The following is a 13,135-nucleotide window of genomic DNA, read 5'->3' as shown; positions in this document are numbered from 1 at the left end:
GATCAGCTCCTCGAATCGGTCAGGAAGCTTTCGGTCGCGTGATACAACGCGTGGCGGTTTGCCTCCAGATGCATCAAGTGGGTGGCGCGCGCGACCTTGATATCGCGGCCATCTTCGATCGTATCCAGCAGCCAGGCCGCGTCGGCGTCGGTAGACATGCTGTCCCATTCCCCGCGAATGATGGCGAGCGGAGCCCGGATCAACCCAGGATCATAGACCAAAGAGCCGGCCCAGGCGTCAAAAATGTCCTGGAACGCCCCGCCGGGAATCCTGACCGCCGGCGGCTGGCGATCGCGGCTTTCGCAATCCGAGTTCAAATAGGCCTCGCCCCATGCGTCGAAGTGTCGGCGCGACAGCACCGGGGCCTCGCCTTGGGGAACATCGGCCGTGAAGCGGTCCCATTGATCCTGCAATGAGATCAGCCTCCAGGCGGCAAGCTTCGGTGCGTCGCCCAGCGGTGCCCTTCGCGCGATTGGGCCGAAGAACACCATGCGGTCGACCAATTCGGGGCAGCGCCCGGCGAAATGCCGGGCGACCATGGTGCCCCAGGAATGGGCAACCAGCGACAGCCGTTCGGCTCGATGGTGGGCCACAACGAAGCGCACCGCCGCCTCGAGTTGCCGGCTGGCATCGGCGGTTCGCCCAAGCGGTGCGTGCGGATCGGTGTCCGGATAAGGGTCGGAGAAGCGGCCGAAACCGTGGCAATCGAGGCCCCAGACATGGAACGCAGCGTCACACAGTTCATCGCGCCAGGATCGCCCATCAAAGCGGTGCGCGATGGAAAGCGCCGAGCAGAACGTGCCGCCGTGGACATACAGCACGATGCCGCGCACGGGAACGCCCTCCGGCGGGGGCAAATGCCGCAGAAATAGTCGAAGTCCCGCTCTTGGGCTCGGAATCCGAACGTGTGTCTCCCGCGGGTCCAACTTCGGCGCGTCGGTCATCGGGTCATCTCCTTCGTCGAGCATGACCTGACAATGGGGATGCAGCGGCGCGGCATCTGCCTCGATCAGTTCGGTGTGGACCGAAGCGTCGCGGATAGCGGGTGGCCGTAAGCGGTATGAGCGAAATCGGTAGAAATCATTCGACATCGATGGTGCTGGAGTTAACCGGGTAACGCGGACCACGCGATTGCCGGGCAGATCAATGATCGCCGATCGACGCCCGTGGGTCAGCCCCGCGTGCCCATTCGTTGACCAGCGTGTATCCGATCCCCAGCAGCACTGGCCCGAGGAAAATCCCCAACAGCCCGAACGCCAGTGCGCCGCCGAGCACCCCAAGCACCGTCAGCACGAAAGGCAATTGCGCGCCGCGAGAAATAAACCACGGTCGGATCAGACTGTCGGACCCGGAGATCGCGCCGATACCGTAAATCCCCAGGAAGATTCCCCAACCGACATGCCCGCTACTCATCAGCCAGATCGCCGCCGGGATCCAAATCACCGGCGCCCCGATCGGCAGCACCGCAAGCAGGCCAGCCAAACTGCCCAGCAGCACCGGCCGCGGCACGCCGGACAACCAGAGGCCAAGCGCAGTAAGGATCCCTTGCACAACCGCGGTGCCGAGGATGCCATAGACCACGCCCCGTACAGTCGCCCCGGTCACCGCGATCAGACGTTCGGCCTGCACCCCGGCAATCCGATGCAGCAACAGGCGCAGCCGATCCGCGATCGGTTCGCCATAGACATAGAAAAAGAACGCCACGAACAGCGCCAGCAAGAACATCAGCACGCCGTTGGCGATGCCCAGCAGAAGGCTGAGGGCGTTTTCGACGACGATGCCGAAATACGGCCGCAACGCCTCCAGCATTACGCTGACATCGGCGGCCCAGCGGTTCCACAGATCGCCAACGGTGGTGCCGATCACCGGGACATCGAACACCCAGCTTGGTGAATCCGGCAGGCCGGCGCGCAAGCCTTCCATGATCACGTGCCGCAGATGGTTGACATCATCGGCGCTGCCCGGCGCGGCGACCGCGATCGGCAGCACCAGCACGACGGCGGTCAGCAACACCATCAGTGACGCCGCCCAGATCCGCGGCAGCCGCAGATGCAATCGCAGCCAGTCATAGACCGGCCAGGTGGTGAACACCAGGATCCCGGCCCACAGCAGCGCCGACAGAAACGGATACAACACCAGCACGCAGCCGATCGCCACGCCGCCCAGCAGCAGGCCCATCAGTATCCGTTCAGCGATCATGCCTCTCCATTCGCGATTGCTCGCATTGCGCGCCGTCGCCGTGCCCGAGTATCTGATCGCAGGCAAGCGCCAGACCCGGAGCGTCCATGATTCGACGCGTGATACGAATACGCAAAAGCGACGTATCGCGCTTCCCCGACGCGCGATACTAGCCAAGTATGTCGCGCACCTGTAGTTTCCGTCGCAGCCGGGCATCCCCCGAGGATCGACTTCCATGGATCGTTCCAGCAACTCGTCCACCGGGAGCATGGCCAAAATCAGTCGTTGCGTGTTTCGTACGGGCAGACAAAGGGGGTCTCTCCATGTGGGCGTCCCAGCCCGCCGACCGAAACCGCTTGGGGCGATCAACGGCAAAGGAGGTCTGCCATGCCACGCTTAGCCGCCAACCTGTCGATGATGTTCAACGAGGTGGCGTTCCTCGATCGTTTCGCCGCCGCCCGCCGAGCCGGCTTCGAGGGCGTGGAATTTCTGTTCCCCTATGAATTCCCCCCCGCCGTGCTTCGCGAACGCCTGAGCGCCGAAGGCCTGACCCAGGCGCTGTTCAACATGCCTCCTGGTGACTGGGCGAATGGGGAACGTGGCATGGCCAGCATGCCCGGTCGTCAGGGCGAGTTCCGCGAGTCGGTGAAACGGGCGTTGGATTACGCCGCCGCGCTGGATTGTCGGCAGATCCATTGCATGGCCGGAATCGTGGCCGCCGACGTGCCGCTGACCACGGCAACCGCGGTCTATGCCGCGAATCTCGCCTGGGCCGCGGAACAGGCTCAACCAGCTGGCGTGCGCGTGGTGATCGAGCCGATCAACCATCGCGACATGCCCGGCTATTTCCTCAATACCCAGGCTCAGGGCGCCGCCATCGTCGAGGCAATCGGGCGCGACCGCCTAGGTCTGCAGTTTGACGTCTATCATGTGCAAGTCACCGAGGGTGACATCACCAAGCGTATGGAACAGTTCATGCCGCTGATCGCGCACATCCAGATTGCCGACGTCCCGGCTCGGAACGAACCCGGCACCGGCGAGATCGGCTGGTCCTACGTGTTTCGCCGGATCGACGAACTCGGCTATCAGGGCTGGGTCGGCTGCGAATACCGCCCCACCGCGGATACCGCCGCCGGGCTGGGCTGGCGCGAACGCTTCGACGTTTGAACACCCGGTGTCGGGACAGGAGAGCAAACCACAATGAAAATCGGATTTATCGGCCTCGGCATCATGGGCCGGCCCATGGCGCTGAACCTGAAAAATGCCGGCCATGATCTCATCGTCCCCGATCGGTCCAGCCTGACCGAGGAACTCCGAGGCGTTGCCAAGGTGGTGCCGACGCCGAAGGCGGTCGCGGCGGACTCCGAGGTGCTGATCCTGATGCTTCCCGACACCCAAGACGTCGAAACCGTGCTGTTCAGTGAAAACGGCGCCGCCGACGGCCTGAAAAAGGGCACCTTGGTCATCGATATGTCCTCGATCGGCCCGCTCGAGACCAAGGGCTATGCCAAGCGGATCAACGACCAGGGCTGCGACTACCTCGACGCCCCGGTGTCCGGTGGCGAGGTCGGCGCCAAGCAGGCCACGCTGACCATCATGGTCGGCGGCCCCGACGCCGCGTTTGCCCGCGCCAAGCCGCTGTTCGAACTGATGGGCAAGAACATCACCCATGTCGGCGCCGAACCCGGCGCCGGGCAGATCTGCAAGGTCGCCAACCAGATCATCGTCGCGCTGAACATCCAGGCGGTGTCGGAAGCGTTGGTGTTCGCTTCCAAGGCGGGCGCCGATCCGGCCAAGGTGCGTCAGGCAATCACGGGCGGTTTCGCCTCCTCCCGCGTTTTGGAGTTGCATGGCGAACGCATGCTCAACGGCAAGTTCGACCCCGGCTTCAAGATCAGGTTGCACCAGAAGGACCTGAATCTCGCGCTCTCCTCGGCCAAGACGCTCAATCTGTCCCTGCCCAACACGGCCATCGCCCAGCAGATGCTGGCCTCCTGCATCGCCCACGGCGGCGGGGAACTGGACCATTCGGCGCTGATCCTCGCGATCGAAGGCCTCGCGGCACACAGCATCCGAAAATGATCACGGCTTGGGCCGGACGTTCAAACTGCGAATCGCGCGGAAAAAAGCCATAAGGCGTTGCCGGGTGTACTGTCACCCCGGCAACGATCGATGTTTGGGCGATGGGCAGCCCACTGCATAGTGGGAACGAGTCGCAGGAGATGAAAAGGGGTTGAGTTTTCAAACTCCGCCACAATAAACTGTAGAGAACACGCCGATTCTGAGACATCGGCCGCTCGAATCAAACCACCTATTCTGCATGCCCTCCGCTTCGGATTCCGGAGAAGTGGCGGACTTTCAGTTAGTTACCCGCATAAGTTGCGTGAGGGCGCCTATCCTATGTCGATGCGATTTACCGAAATTGGCCAACAACTTCGCGCCTACCGACTCGAATCGGGCTTGCGCGCCGAGGAGATCGCGGCGCGTCTGGGCGTCTCACGCGCCGCGCTCTACCGCTATGAAAAAGGCGAGGTGATCAAGCTCGACACCATCAAGCGGCTGGCTGAACTGCTGAAAATCTCCCCGCTGTCGCTGCTCGGGATCGGCGTCGAGTACTACAACCGCCCGATCGGCTATTTCGAGCGTGTGCGTCAGATCGAGGAAACCGCTGATCAGGTGCTGCAGTTGTCCGGGCCGCTATGCTATCTGACAACGTCAGACGCCTATGATAACGCGCTCGGCGAGGCGTTTGAGGAGACCGCCGACCAAGCCGGTGCCGAACGGATGGCGATGCGCAGCATGGCCGAGCAGGTTCTCGGCATTCTCGCCGCCAGGAAACGCATGTATGCGATGCGTCGGCCGAGCATTATTGCGATGGTCTCACTGCCCGCGGTGCAGCGGCTAATCGAGGTCGGAATAGTGAGCGGACCGCATCTTTCGGACCGCGCGCGCCGGATCTGCCGCGACGTCGCGCTGTCCGAGATCGAGAATATCGCAAATCTCATGGAGACCGAACCGATGGGATTGCAGTTCGGCTTGCTGGCCGGTTCGCCGCCGAGTTCCTCGTTCAAGATTCTGCGAGCTCGCGACCGGGTCAGCCTGGCGATCAATCCGTTCCGCACCGACACCCATCCCGGCGCACAGACCGGCGTGGCTATGATTACCGGCGCTGACGAAGCGGTTGCCGCGCATCAGCGTGTCGCCGAGGCGAGCTGGCGGGAAGCGATCAAGGGTCCGTCCGGCGCCGGACGGCTGCGTCAGTTGCTCAACGTGACGTCGCCAGTCTCGTAACGGTCCCAGCGAGGTGCTCGATAAACTCGAGATAGGTTCGCAAGTTTTCTTGATCCCTCCGGTGGACGATAGGCTTTGAAGTCTCGGTGTATGTGCCTATCATTTCGTAAGTTTTATTGTGGAAAGTTAACATGGCAGGCGGCGGCGCCAGGCTGTGGCAACCGCTTAGCAAGGTGCATCGAACTGTTTTGAGCAGCAGATTGATCGACCTCCTTGCCGGACGATTTGGCCGCTGGTTTCCCCATGTCGCAGGGAAACCCTCGGACTCGCCCACTTCCGACGACCCGAATACAATGCAAGGGGAGCGCTTTCAGGCCCAGAAGATGGAATCGCTTGGCCGACTGACCGGCGGTGTGGCGCATGACTTCAACAACCTGCTGACCGTGGTGCTGGGTAACGCGACTGCCCTTCGCATCAACGCCGAGTCGCGCGGCGACAGCCAGGCGGTGCAACGGGCCGAAATGATCGAGCGTGCGGCCGAACGCGGCGGGCGGCTTGCGGGTCAGTTGCTGTCGTTCTCGCGCAAGCAGATGCTTCGCCCTGAAACCATCTCGGTCTATCAGATCCTTTCCGCGACACATCCGTTGCTTGCCCAAGCGGCCGGCGAAAGCGCGCGCGTTCTGCTGCAGGCCGAACCCGGGCTGTGGAGCTGCCTGGTCGACCCGGGCCAGCTTGAATCGGCGATCCTCAATCTGGTGCTGAATGCGCGGGATGCGATGCCGCTCGGCGGCAACATCAATATATCCTGCCACAACACAAGGATCGATCGCGCCGCGAAGGCCAATGGCGCCCGCGCCGCCGGCGATTACGTCCGCATCGACGTGCGTGACACCGGGGTCGGGATCGCGCCGGAAATCCGGGAAAAGGTGTTCGAGCCATTTTTCACTACCAAACCGACCGGCCAGGGCAGCGGCCTCGGCTTGGCGCAGGTGCATGGCTTTGCCGGCCAATCCGGCGGTTGGGTGGAACTGGAAAGCACCGTCGGACGCGGCACGACGATGTCGCTGTTCTTGCCACGCGCCACCGGACGCCAGCCTTCGCCGACACCGGTCGCCGATGGGTCGGTGCCCAGCGGCACCAACCAGACCATCCTTGTTGTCGAACCGGACGCCGACCTGCGGATAACGACCTGCGAAACCTTGACCAGTAATGGCTATCACGCTGTCGGTGTCGCCAACGGGTCGGGCGCACTAACCCAGTTCGTATCGGATGAACCGATCCATGCGCTGCTGACAACGGCACGTTTGCCGGGCGGCGTCAGCGGCCTGGCTCTGGCGCGCAGCGCTCGTCAATCGCGTCCCGATCTTTGTGTTCTGTTGACGTCCGGAACGTTGGACGACATCCCCGACGAGGCCCGCCACGCTTCTCTGGGCGGCGACGCGCGATTTGAGTTCGTGATGAAACCATATCGTCCCGCCGACCTGGTCCGGATGGTCGGGGCGGTGCTGTCGAGCAAAACGTTTTCGACCGAAACCGAACAGCTGCTGGCCGATGCCCGGGACAGCGCAGAACATAGCGTTTCCGCGACAACGACCGCTGGCGACCCGGCGCGACGACCGGACGTCTCGCAGCACACCGGATTGCCCCGGAACGCGATCCGGCTCGGCGTGATGCCGTTCCGAAGCATCGGGGCGAGCAGCGGCGACGCCGACTTTTCTCAGGGCCTTGCCGAGGAAATCACCACCGCGTTTTCGCGCTTTCGTTGGATCACCTGCGTCGGGCCGGCATCCGTCGCGGCGCTTGCCAACGAACCGCTGACCGAGAGCGAGCGCTGGGGGCAACTTGACCTGGATTTTCTGATCGAGGGCAGCTTCCGGAAAAAACAGGACAGGATCACGGTTTTGCTCCGGCTGGCGAATATGCGAGGAGCCGGCGCGATCAGTTGGGGCCGACGTTTCGACGGCTTGCTGCCTGATCTGCTGGACCTGCAGGATCGCATCGCTTCTGAGTCGGCTGCTCAGGTCGCGCCCGAACTTTTGGTGTGGGAAGGTCTGGAGTCGAAGTCGCGGCCCAGGGTCGATCCCACCGCTTACGATATGATGCTGCGCGCGATACCGGCGATCTATCGGCTGGACGAACACGCGTTTCGCGAGTCTGGGCAATTGCTAGAACGTTCCTTGGCGCTCGATGGCGCCCGCGCGGCATGCCATTCCTGGCTCGCCCACTGGCATTTGTTTCTGCTCGGCCAAGGCTGGGCGGTGGATGCCGAACAGGCGATGCGTCGGGCAGACGAACTTTCGCGACGCGCGGTTGTGCTGGATCCCGAAGATGCCAGAGGGTTTACCGTCGCCGGACACGTTCGGGCGTTCTTGAACAGGGATGCCGAAAGTGCTCTGGGTTTGCATGAACGCGCAATCGCCCTGAACCCTAATATGGCCCTTGCCTGGTGCTACTCCGGTTTGGCTTATAGTTACATTGGAGAACACAACGAGGCAATTCGCCGCACGGAGCATGCCAGGCGCTTGTCCCCGCACGATCCTCACAGGTTCTTTTTCGATACAGCGTTGGCGCTGCCGATGTTTCTGAGCGGCCGATACGAAGCGGCGGCGCAGATGTGTCGTCAAGCGCGCGATCATCATCCAGGCCTGTCTTCGACCTATAAGCTCCTGTTAGCTGCGCTTGGTTACCTGGGCACTGGTCGTGAAGCAACCAACGTCCGCAGCGCTCTTTTGGCTTTGGAACCACAGTTCTCGCTTCGCGACGCGGCTACTCGTTCTCCATTAGCGAGGCAGCAGGATTTGGATTGTTATCTCCAGGGGCTTCGTCTGGCGGGAATTCCCGAACGTGCTAAACCTGCGCTGGCGCCGCATTGACAGTTTGCATGCCACTAAATGGACAAACCCCCTGGCGGCGCTTCCGCGCGGCTACAGCGTAAGCGCCGAACGGACGGTCGGGATCATCGGTCGGCACCGCGATCGTCGATCGATACGCGTCCCAGTCGGCGTCCTCCATGCTGAGCATGTCAGGCACGATCGTGGTGGCGTTCAACGTCTGGTCGGCATACGCCTCACGTGGCAGGGGCTGTACCTGCAGCAGCGGAAAATCCGCTTTCAGATGCACGGGCTTATGGGTCCGCGTCAGCCGCAGGTTGGTGAACAGAGGGCCAAACCATTGGTCGGTCTCAACTATACCTTCGTAGAGACTGTATCCCCCCGGTGTCGCGAGGTTGGCCGGAGGGCGCACCAATAGGCTCCATCCCGGCGCGGTGCGTGCCATCAGTCCGGTCCAAATTTGAACCATTCCAGGCTCTGGCAATACGGTCAGAAACGGCGGTGCACAGCCTTCCAATTCTGCTGGCGCGGCGCTGTTGAAGGCCTGCGAGAAATTTGGAAACTGAGCGGCAGGCGATAGCGGCATCCAATCAGGTGCCCCATCAAAATACCAAAAAATATCGTGCCCATCCCAGATCAATTGCAGATCCATTGGGGAAAATACCCACCAGCCATAGCCCGCCGCGCTGGTGACGGCATCGCAATAGCGATACGCTCGCGTCGGCAAAGTACCGAGCGCGGAACGGTCGGCTCGCTGGGGCGGCCGAGCCTCTGCGATCAGGCGATGAAATTGCAGGCGCGGTTCGCTCTTGGGCATGCCGATACTTTCGCAAAGACAATAAGGCAGGAATTATGCCGCTCCGGTACAAACTGCCGGAGCGGCACCGTATCAGTTACTTCTGCAGCGGCAGGCGGCAAGCGGCACCGAAGCTGATTCGACCTTTGTCGGTTACGGCCGGGAGAGGGAGCGGCAAGCGGCAAGCGGCGCCAAAGCTGATGCGACGGTTGTCGGCCACGGCCGGTACCGCGTTCGGCAAGCGGCAAGCGGCGCCAAAGCTGATGCGGCCGGAATCCGTCACTGCCGGAACAGGGCTCTGAACGTCGGTCACAGTCATGTCGGGACGCGGCAGATCAGCGAGCGACATTTCGGTGGAAGCGGAATTGAAAGTTGTCATTGGGTCTCTCCTTTTTGTGATCAACAATCCGTGAATAGCCTGCCGCGGTTTCCTCGCGCAATAAAAAACTCACAAGTCCGTGATCACAAAAACGTTCTCCAAAGACAACTTATACTGCGGCGAAATAGTAGTATTCGTAAGGTGTTCGGAGAACCAATTCAGTGCCTGCCCAACCCAACGCACTGAAAGGGGCCATCTGAGAACGCACAACCACCCCTCAAGCCGCCGCCCTCGGCGGCCGGAACAGCATCAGCGGGACCAGGAAAAACACCAGCGCCGTCGCCGCCGCCGACACCAGAATCAGCGGCGCCAACCTTTGATCGAACACATGCTCATACAGCGCCGATCCCAGCGTGTCCGATATCGGCGAGGTCAGGTTCACGATCGACATCATGGCGGCAAACGCAAAACCCTCGGCCCCCTCGGGGCAGGCGTCGGCGGCCAGCGACATGGTGGCGATCATCGCGATCATGCTGGTGACGCCGCTCAGCACCCAGATCACGATCGCCGTGCCCGGCCCGATCAGCGCCAGCGTCGCCAGCGTGCTGATCACCCCACCCACGATGCTGAGCCGAAGCAACACCGGCCGGGGAAGGTGATCCAGCCGCCAGCGGAACAATAGACCACCTAGGATCCAGCCGGCCGCGCCGAAAGCCGACAGCCAGCCGATGAAGCCCTGCGAGAAACCAAGCTTGTCGCTCATATAAAAATACATCGGGGTGCCAAAGTGCGGGCTGAAATAGTACAGGAACAGAAACCCGCCGGTGAGCCAGAGGTCGCGGTTGCGAAACACGCTCATTAGCGCACCCAGGCGCTCCCGCAATGCTTCCAGATCGATCCGCGCCCGCGGTTCGCGGATCAGCCACACCGCGGCAACGATCGCCAGCGGCGCCACCGCCGCGATCCAGGCGGCGGCGTGCAACGCGCCGGTCGGCGACAGCATCTCGATCAGGTAGCCGGACAGCACCGTCGTGATCATCTGGGCAATGTTGAACCAGAGCCATTGCTGGTTGACCACGCTGGCGGTCGAGTTGTTCTTCTGCCCGGTCTCGACCAGCAACGCGCCGCACAGCGTGCTGGAAATCGCCATCGCAAACGCGGTAACGGTCAGCGCCGGGATCAGCGCCGAGCTGGTGTCGATCCTGGCGACCCAGGCGAAGGCTGCAAATGCGGCCAGGTTCGCCAACACCAGATAAGGCCGCCTGCGATATCCGAACAACGGCACGAAATCCGAGATCGCGCCCCAAATCGGCTTGATCACCCAAGGCAGATCAAGGATCGCCAGCGAGGCGCTGATCATCACCGGGTCCCAATGCAGCGTGACCTTCAGCCAGTGCGACAGCGGCTGCCACATGATGCCGGATTTGGCCTGGCCGATGCCCTCCACCGCATAGACGATGGCGAAGAACCACATCGTGCGGTTGATCGCAGGACTAGATCGCATGGGTCATAGTGAAAGGCTCCGGTTGCCCTCGGGCCGAGGGTTGGAACACGATGCATGGTTACGACGGGGCATGGTCAAGACGGGGCTTGGTCAAGACGGGGCTTGGTCACGGCGGGGCATGGTCACGACGAGCGTCAAGGTCCGGCTGAGCGCAGGCGGGCAGGGGAGATTTGGTGTATGGCTTGGCGTATAGGCATCGATATTGGCGGTACGTTCACCGATGTGGCGGCGGTGGAGGAGCATACCGGCCGAATCGGGATCGCCAAGGTGCTGACTACGCCGCGCGACTTCGGGCAGGGCGTCATCGAAGCCATCCGGCGCGGCCTCAGGCAGCATGCGATCGACCCTAGCGACGTCGTCTTGCTGTCGCACGCCACCACCGTGGTGACCAACGCGCTGCTCGAGCACAAAGGTGCGAAATGCGGCTTTATCGCCACAAGGGGCTTCCGCGATCTGCTGGAACTGCGGCGATCTTCCCGTCCCGACCTCTATGATCTGTTCCAGGATGCGCCGAACGTCCTGGTGCCGCGACGCTACCGCTGGGAGATCACCGAACGAATCGACGCCCAGGGCGACGTCGTGACCCCGCTGGCCACCGACGAACTTCCGGCGTTGATCGAGGCGATCCGAACCGCCGACCTGCAAACGGTCGCGGTGTCATTTTTGTTCTCGTTCCTCAACGACAGCCACGAACGCGCGGTGGGGGCGGCGTTGCGGGCGGCGTTGCCCGACGTCGGCGTGTTCCTGTCCTGCGAGGTGCTGCCCGAGATCCGCGAATTCGAACGCGCCAGCACCACCGCGGTTTGCGCCTATGTCGGCCCACTGCTGGCGGGCTACCTCGATCGCCTGTCCAGCGCCACCGCCGAACTGGGATTGCCGGCGCTGCATGTCATGGGATCCTCGGGTGGCGTTTTCGATATCGCCGAGGCGCTGCGGATGCCGGCGATGGCTGTGGAATCCGGCCCCGCCGCCGGGGTGATCGCCGCCGCCCTGGCTGGACGGCAACTCGATCGGCCAAACCTTATCTCGTTCGACATGGGCGGCACCACCGCCAAAGCCAGCGTGATCGTCGGCCACGAGGTCGCGGTCACCGCCGAATACGAGGTCGGCGGCGCGGCCAATACCAGGCGCTGGATGCACGGCACCGGTCATCCGATCCGGGTGCCGGTGATCGACCTCGCCGAGGTCAGTGCCGGTGGCGGCTCGATCGCCTGGGTCGATCCCGGCGGCGCACTGAAGGTCGGTCCAGCCAGTGCCGGCGCCGACCCTGGCCCGGCGGCCTATGGCCTCGGCGGCACCCACCCGACAGTCACCGACGCCGACGTCGTGCTCGGCTGGCTCGACCGGGAGGCTCTGCTGGGCGGCGGCCTGCCGATCGATCTGGCGGCCAGCGAACGGGCCATCGAGGCCGACGTGGCCAGACCATTCGGCCTGTCGGTGCGTGATGCCGCGGCACGGATCAACCAGGTGGTGAACAGCAACATGGCCCAGGCGCTGCGCATCGTCTCGGTCGAGCGCGGCCATGATCCACGCGAGTTCAGCCTGATCGCCTTTGGCGGCGCCGGCCCGGTCCACGCCGTCGCCCTGGCCGAGGAGCTGGCGATCCCGGAAGTCATCATTCCGCCCGCGCCGGGCGCGTTTTCGGCACTTGGACTGGTGGCGACCGACCTGAAGCGGGACTATGCCCGAACGCTGTATGCCGATCTCGGCCAGGTCGATCCGGTTCGGGTCGCCGACGCGTTCGCCGCGATGCGGACGGCAGGGACCGCAATGCTGCAAGCCGCATCGGTGCCCCCCGAACGCCGGGCATTGCCGCGTTTCGCCGACCTGCGTTATCGCCGCCAGGCCTATGAATTGACCCTGCCGGTCGAGGATGGGCCGGTCACCAAGGAGATGCTGCATCATCTGGCGGAGGCGTTTCACCAGAAGCACGAACAGAACTACGGCCACGCCAACCGGCTAGAGGCGGTGCAGCTCGTGAACCTGCGGCTGACTGCATTGGGAAAGCTGCCTGATCTGAAGCTGGCGCAGCCGTCCGATTGGTCTGCCGCGCGGCTGACTTCGCGGGAGGTGTGGTTCGCGTCGACCGGCTTCACCCCGGCCGCCGTGCACTGGCGCAACGGTCTGGCCGCCGAGGTCGCGATTTCCGGTCCCGCGATCATCGAGGCGTTGGATTCAACGATCGTGGTGCCACCGGGTTGGACCGCTCGCGTCGCCGAGTTGGGCTATATCCGTCTGACCCGGGACTGATCGGAAGCGGCTCGGCCTGGGTGTGG

At 63.1% G+C, this 13,135-nt stretch carries 10 protein-coding genes; 5 read left to right on the top strand and 5 right to left on the bottom strand.

The window, feature by feature from the left end:
• Positions 1–2: 2 nt before the first annotated feature.
• Together ACQY4Y_RS01310 and ACQY4Y_RS01305 are read right to left on the bottom strand one after the other, a co-directional pair.
• Positions 3–944: an alpha/beta hydrolase gene (locus ACQY4Y_RS01310; RefSeq protein ID WP_428488769.1), complete on the bottom strand. Its 942-nt coding sequence runs from the start codon at positions 942–944 to the stop codon at positions 3–5.
• A 199-nt stretch (positions 945–1,143) separates the two neighbouring features.
• Positions 1,144–2,199: an AI-2E family transporter gene (locus tag ACQY4Y_RS01305; protein WP_428488768.1), complete on the bottom strand. Its 1,056-nt coding sequence runs from the start codon at positions 2,197–2,199 to the stop codon at positions 1,144–1,146.
• Positions 2,200–2,565: 366 nt separating this feature from the next.
• Between ACQY4Y_RS01305 and otnI the strand changes: the two genes are divergently transcribed.
• The 4 genes from otnI to ACQY4Y_RS01285 all read left to right on the top strand — a co-directional run bounded on the left by otnI (position 2,566) and on the right by ACQY4Y_RS01285 (position 8,282).
• A complete protein-coding gene (otnI, locus tag ACQY4Y_RS01300; protein ID WP_428488767.1) occupies positions 2,566–3,345 on the top strand; it encodes a 2-oxo-tetronate isomerase in 780 nt (259 codons plus the stop codon).
• 33 nt (positions 3,346–3,378) lie between these two features.
• On the top strand, positions 3,379–4,260 hold the full coding sequence (locus ACQY4Y_RS01295) for a 2-hydroxy-3-oxopropionate reductase (RefSeq protein WP_428488766.1): 882 nt from the start codon (positions 3,379–3,381) through the stop codon (positions 4,258–4,260).
• 324 nt (positions 4,261–4,584) lie between these two features.
• Positions 4,585–5,469: a helix-turn-helix domain-containing protein gene (locus tag ACQY4Y_RS01290; RefSeq protein ID WP_428490708.1), complete on the top strand. Its 885-nt coding sequence runs from the start codon at positions 4,585–4,587 to the stop codon at positions 5,467–5,469.
• A 131-nt stretch (positions 5,470–5,600) separates the two neighbouring features.
• Positions 5,601–8,282: an ATP-binding protein gene (locus ACQY4Y_RS01285; RefSeq protein ID WP_428488765.1), complete on the top strand. Its 2,682-nt coding sequence runs from the start codon at positions 5,601–5,603 to the stop codon at positions 8,280–8,282.
• Here the strand turns inward: ACQY4Y_RS01285 and ACQY4Y_RS01280 are convergent.
• From ACQY4Y_RS01280 to ACQY4Y_RS01270, 3 genes are all read right to left on the bottom strand, one after another.
• Entirely contained in the window at positions 8,257–9,057 is an 801-nt protein-coding gene (locus ACQY4Y_RS01280) for a DUF6065 family protein (protein ID WP_428488764.1), read from the bottom strand. The two genes, ACQY4Y_RS01285 and ACQY4Y_RS01280, sit on opposite strands and share 26 nt — an antisense overlap.
• 76 nt (positions 9,058–9,133) lie before the next feature.
• On the bottom strand, positions 9,134–9,442 hold the full coding sequence (locus tag ACQY4Y_RS01275; RefSeq protein WP_428488763.1) for a hypothetical protein: 309 nt from the start codon (positions 9,440–9,442) through the stop codon (positions 9,134–9,136).
• Between the two features lie 190 nt (positions 9,443–9,632).
• Complete coding sequence (locus ACQY4Y_RS01270; RefSeq protein WP_428488762.1) at positions 9,633–10,859, bottom strand: MFS transporter; 1,227 nt, start codon at positions 10,857–10,859, stop codon at positions 9,633–9,635.
• 177 nt (positions 10,860–11,036) lie between these two features.
• Here ACQY4Y_RS01270 and ACQY4Y_RS01265 point away from each other — a divergent pair, with 177 nt between their 5' ends.
• Complete coding sequence (locus ACQY4Y_RS01265; RefSeq protein ID WP_428488761.1) at positions 11,037–13,109, top strand: hydantoinase/oxoprolinase family protein; 2,073 nt, start codon at positions 11,037–11,039, stop codon at positions 13,107–13,109.
• Positions 13,110–13,135 lie beyond the last annotated feature (26 nt).

It is taken from the genome of Rhodopila sp. (assembly GCF_965277165.1).
Lineage (GTDB): Bacteria > Pseudomonadota > Alphaproteobacteria > Acetobacterales > Acetobacteraceae > Rhodopila.
This window is presented reverse-complemented; position numbering and strand designations above follow the sequence as displayed.

Excerpts from the sequence above, each read along its gene's own strand:
- ACQY4Y_RS01265 (WP_428488761.1), top strand. The coding sequence starts at position 11,037 with ATGGCTTGGCGTATAGGCATCGATATTGGCGGTACGTTCACCGATGTG.
- otnI (WP_428488767.1), top strand. The coding sequence starts at position 2,566 with ATGCCACGCTTAGCCGCCAACCTGTCGATGATGTTCAACGAGGTGGCG.
- ACQY4Y_RS01310 (WP_428488769.1), bottom strand. The coding sequence starts at position 944 with ATGACCGACGCGCCGAAGTTGGACCCGCGGGAGACACACGTTCGGATT.
- ACQY4Y_RS01295 (WP_428488766.1), top strand. The coding sequence starts at position 3,379 with ATGAAAATCGGATTTATCGGCCTCGGCATCATGGGCCGGCCCATGGCG.
- ACQY4Y_RS01285 (WP_428488765.1), top strand. The coding sequence starts at position 5,601 with ATGGCAGGCGGCGGCGCCAGGCTGTGGCAACCGCTTAGCAAGGTGCAT.
- ACQY4Y_RS01290 (WP_428490708.1), top strand. The coding sequence starts at position 4,585 with ATGCGATTTACCGAAATTGGCCAACAACTTCGCGCCTACCGACTCGAA.
- ACQY4Y_RS01305 (WP_428488768.1), bottom strand. The coding sequence starts at position 2,199 with ATGATCGCTGAACGGATACTGATGGGCCTGCTGCTGGGCGGCGTGGCG.
- ACQY4Y_RS01280 (WP_428488764.1), bottom strand. The coding sequence starts at position 9,057 with ATGCCCAAGAGCGAACCGCGCCTGCAATTTCATCGCCTGATCGCAGAG.
- ACQY4Y_RS01270 (WP_428488762.1), bottom strand. The coding sequence starts at position 10,859 with ATGCGATCTAGTCCTGCGATCAACCGCACGATGTGGTTCTTCGCCATC.